We start from the raw sequence: 4,082 nt of genomic DNA, 5'->3' as shown, positions 1-4,082 counted from the left end.
AGTGTATTCAGCTCCGGATCGCGCAGGCGTCGCCACCACTTCGACAGTTGCGCCGGCCTGATGACCTTGGCCGGGTTCTGACCGCTCCAGTTCGCCGGCACCGGCAGGATCGGCGTCTGATAATCCGGGCCGACAACGCATCCCGCGAGCAGGACGGCGGTGAGAATAGGCACAATCGTCCGCCTCGCGGCCACCGAGCCACGTTCAAAACCTGTCATATGAAGAACCCTTATTGCTGTTTGGCTATTGTCGGCGTCTCGCCCGTATCCTGCCCAGTGTCCTGTTTGGCCGCCCTGCCCTTGAAGATGCGTCGCACCGTGACGAACAGCAGCGGCACGAGGAACACGCCGATCACGGTCGCAGCGATCATGCCGCCCATGACGCCGATGCCGACGGAGTTCTGCGCCCCCGAGCCGGCGCCACTGGCGATCGCCAGCGGCGTCACGCCGAGGATGAAGGCCAGCGACGTCATCAGGATCGGTCGCAGCCTTTGTCGCGCCGCGTCCAGCGTCGCCTCGACAAGACCCATGCCGGCAGTCTGCCGCTCGATGGCGAACTCGACGATGAGGATGGCGTTCTTGGCGGCAAGCCCTATCGTGGTCAGCAACCCGACCTTGAAATAGACGTCGTTGGTCTGGCCGAACAGGGTCGCCGCCAGCAACGCGCCGAAGATGCCGATCGGCACCGAGAGCATGACCGCGAACGGGATCGACCAGCTTTCATAGAGCGCGGCCAGACACAGAAACACGACCAGCGCCGAAATCGCATAGAGAGACAGCGCCTGGTTGCCGGAAAGCCGCTCCTGGTGCGACAGTCCGGTCCATTCGTGGGAATATCCGGCGGGCAGCTGCGCCACCAGCCTGTCGATCTCGTCCATCGCCGCACCCGAACTGACGCCCGTGGCCGCCGCGCCCTGGATCTCGACCGCCGCCGACCCGTTATAGCGTTCGAGCCTGGGCGAGCCGAATGTCCAGTGGCTGGAGGCGAAGGCCGAGAACGGCACCATGGCGCCGTTGGAATTGCGGACCTGCCATTTGTCGAGATCCTCCGGCTGCATGCGGAAGTCCGCGTCCGACTGCAGATAGACCGGCTTGACCCGCCCACGATCGATGAAGTCGTTGACGTAGTCGCTGCCCCAGGCAGTCGAAAGCGTGTTGTTGATGTCGGCGAGGCTGATGCCGAGCGCGCTCGCCTTTTCCTGGTCGATATCGACCGAAAATTGCGGCTGGTCCTCCTGGCCGTTCGGGCGTGTGTTGGCGAGCAGCGTGCTCTTCGCGGCCAAGCCGAGAAGCTGGTTGCGCGTCTGGATCAACGCCTCATGGCCGGCGCCGTTGACGTCCTGCAGGTAGAAATCAAAGCCGTTGGTGTTGCCGAAACCCTGGATGGCGGGTGGGGCGAGTGCGAAAACCTGGGCATCCCTGATCTTGGAGAAGGCGCCCATGGCGCGGCCGGCGACCGCAGACACGGAAAGGGCCGAGGTCTTGCGCTGGTCGAAATCCTTCATCCGCACGAAGGCGATGCCGACATTCTGCCCGGCGCCGCCGAAGCCGAAGCCGGAAGCCGTGAACACGCCTTCGACCGCGTCCTTCTCTTCGTTGAGATAGTGGTTGGTCACCTCAGCCAGCACGCGCTCGGTACGGTCCTGCGTCGCGCCGACCGGCAGCGATGCGCTGGTGATCAGGATGCCCTGATCCTCATCCGGCAGGAACGAGCTCGGCAGCCGGGCAAACATCCAGCCCATGGCGATGACGATGGCGAGGAACACGGCGAGGAAGCGCCAGGAACGGTTGATGATGCCGTGCGAGCCGTCGCGGTAGGCGATGGTGCCGCGATCGAACATGCGGTTGAACCAGCCGAACGGACCCCTTTGCGTCGCATGGTCCTTGGCAGGGCGCAGGATGGTGGCGCAAAGTGCGGGCGTCAACACCAGCGCGACCAGCACCGACAGCACCATGGCCGAGACGATGGTCACCGAGAATTGCCGGTAGATGATGCCGGTGGAGCCGCCGAAGAAAGCCATCGGCACGAACACGGCCGACAGCACGGTGGCGATGCCGATCAGCGCGCCGGTGATCTCGTTCATCGATATGCGCGTCGCCTCCTTCGGCGGCAGGCCCTCCTCCTGCATCACGCGTTCGACATTCTCGACGACGACGATGGCGTCGTCGACGAGCAGGCCGATGGCGAGCACCATGGCGAACATGGTCAGCGTGTTGATCGAATAGTCGAACAGCGACAGCACACCGAACGTGCCGAGCAGCACCACCGGCACGGCGATCGTCGGGATGATGGTGGCGCGCAGGTTCTGCAGGAAGACGAACATCACTAGGAACACCAGCACGATCGCCTCGGCAAGCGTCTTGACCACCTCCTCGATCGACAGCCGCACGAAGGGCGAGGTGTCGTAGGGATAGACGACCTCGACGCCTTGCGGCAGGGTCGAGCTCAGGCGGTTGATCGTCGTGCGCACGGCCTCGGCGGTGTTGATGGCGTTGGCGCCGGTCGCCAGGCTGACGGCGACGCCCGCCCCCGGCTTGCCATTGTAGTGGGCTTGCGTCGTATAGCTTTCGGCGCCGAGCTCGACGGTGGCGACATCGTTGAGGCGGACCAGCGAGCCGTCGGTCTGGCTCTTCAGGATGATGTTGCGGAACTGTTCGGCGGTCTGCAGCCGGCTCTTGGCCGTCACCGTGGCATTGAGCTGCTGGCCCTTGCGCGCCGGCAGGCCGCCGAGCTGGCCGGCCGAGACCTGCGTGTTCTGCGCCTCGATCGCCGAGGCCACGTCGCTCGGCATCAAGGCATATTTGGCGAGCTTGTCCGGATCGAGCCAGATGCGCATGGCATAGCCCGAGCCGAAAAGCTGCGTCGTGCCGACACCCTCGACGCGCTTCAGCGTGTCGTTGACGGTGGCGTCGACATAGTCGGCGAGATCGGTCGAGTTCATCTTGCCATCGCTGGAGACGAAGCCGATGACCATCAGGAAGCCGGTCGAGGATTTGGAGACGGTGATGCCGTTGTTCTGGACCACCTGCGGCAGCTGCGACTGCACGAGCTGCAGCTTGTTCTGCGTCTGAACCTGGGCGGTGTCCGCGTTCGCGCCGCTGGTGAAGGTCAGCGTGATGGAGGCCTCTCCGGTCGAGGTCGACGTCGCCGTCATATAGTCGAGATTGTCGATACCGGTCATGCCCTGTTCGATGACCTTGGTCACCGAGTTCTCGACGGTCTGGGCGTCGGCGCCGGGATAGGTGGCGCTGATGCTCACCGTGGTCGGCGCGATCTGCGGATACTGCGAGATCGGCAGCGATTGCAGCGCCAAGTGGCCGCCCAGCAAGATCACGATGGCGATCACCCAGGCAAAGATTGGCCGGTTGATGAAAAACGCGGACATGATGTGCCTCAGTTGTTGCTTGAGGCGCCTTGCGCCGGTTTCTGGCTGCTTTCGGCTGCTTGCATGGGAGCGGGCGCGGCCGAGGATTGACGCTCCTCGATCTCTCCGGTCGCCTCGTCGATCGTCACTTCGACCGCGGTTGCATCGCCACTGGGGCGCACGAGCTGCATGCCCTCGACGATGACGCGGTCGCCATCGCCGACGCCGGAATCCACCAGCCAGTTGTTGCCGACGCTGTTGCGCACGGCGAGCACGCGCGTTTCGACCTTGCCTTCGGCATTGACGACCATTGCCGTCGCCTCGCCCTTGGCATTGCGGCTGACGCCGCGCTGCGGCACCAGGAAACTGTTTTGGGCGACGCCTTCCTCGACGATGGCGCGCACATACATGCCGGGCAAGAGCAGCCGGTCGGGATTGGGGAACTGGGCTCTGAGCGCGAAGGTGCCGGTCGACTGGTCGACATTGGCGCCGGCGAATTCCAGCTTGCCGTTCTGCGCGTAGATGGTGCCGTTGTCGAGCTTCAGCTTGACGCTGACATTGGTCCCGCTGAATTTCAGCCGGCCTTCGTTGATCGCCTGGCGCAGATTGAGCAGGTTGTTGCTCGACTGCGTAACGTCGACATTGATCGGATCGAGCGCGCGAATGGTGGTCAGCACCGTTTCCTGGTTGGCGGTGACCAGCGCGCCCGGCGTCAATG

Annotated in this window: 2 protein-coding genes and 1 pseudogene; all 3 read right to left on the bottom strand. The window is 64.2% G+C overall.

Features of this window, described 5'->3' with window-relative positions; all coding sequences use genetic code 11:
- Window positions 1–218 (bottom strand): annotated as a pseudogene (locus EOA86_RS25095) (RND transporter); the annotation flags it as partial.
- Window positions 219–229: 11 nt separating this feature from the next.
- Window positions 230–3,385: an efflux RND transporter permease subunit gene (locus tag EOA86_RS25090; protein ID WP_128344133.1), complete on the bottom strand. Its 3,156-nt coding sequence runs from the start codon at window positions 3,383–3,385 to the stop codon at window positions 230–232.
- Window positions 3,386–3,393: 8 nt separating this feature from the next.
- On the bottom strand, window positions 3,394–4,082 hold a 689-nt coding region (locus EOA86_RS25085; RefSeq protein WP_128344131.1), incomplete at its 5' end, for an efflux RND transporter periplasmic adaptor subunit.

The organism is Mesorhizobium sp. M5C.F.Ca.IN.020.32.2.1 (assembly GCF_004023105.1).
GTDB lineage: Bacteria > Pseudomonadota > Alphaproteobacteria > Rhizobiales > Rhizobiaceae > Mesorhizobium > Mesorhizobium wenxiniae.
The sequence above is the reverse complement of the archived record's forward strand: the minus strand, read 5'-3'. Positions and strand labels throughout refer to the sequence as shown.

Excerpts from the sequence above, each read along its gene's own strand:
- EOA86_RS25090 (WP_128344133.1), bottom strand. The coding sequence starts at position 3,385 with ATGTCCGCGTTTTTCATCAACCGGCCAATCTTTGCCTGGGTGATCGCC.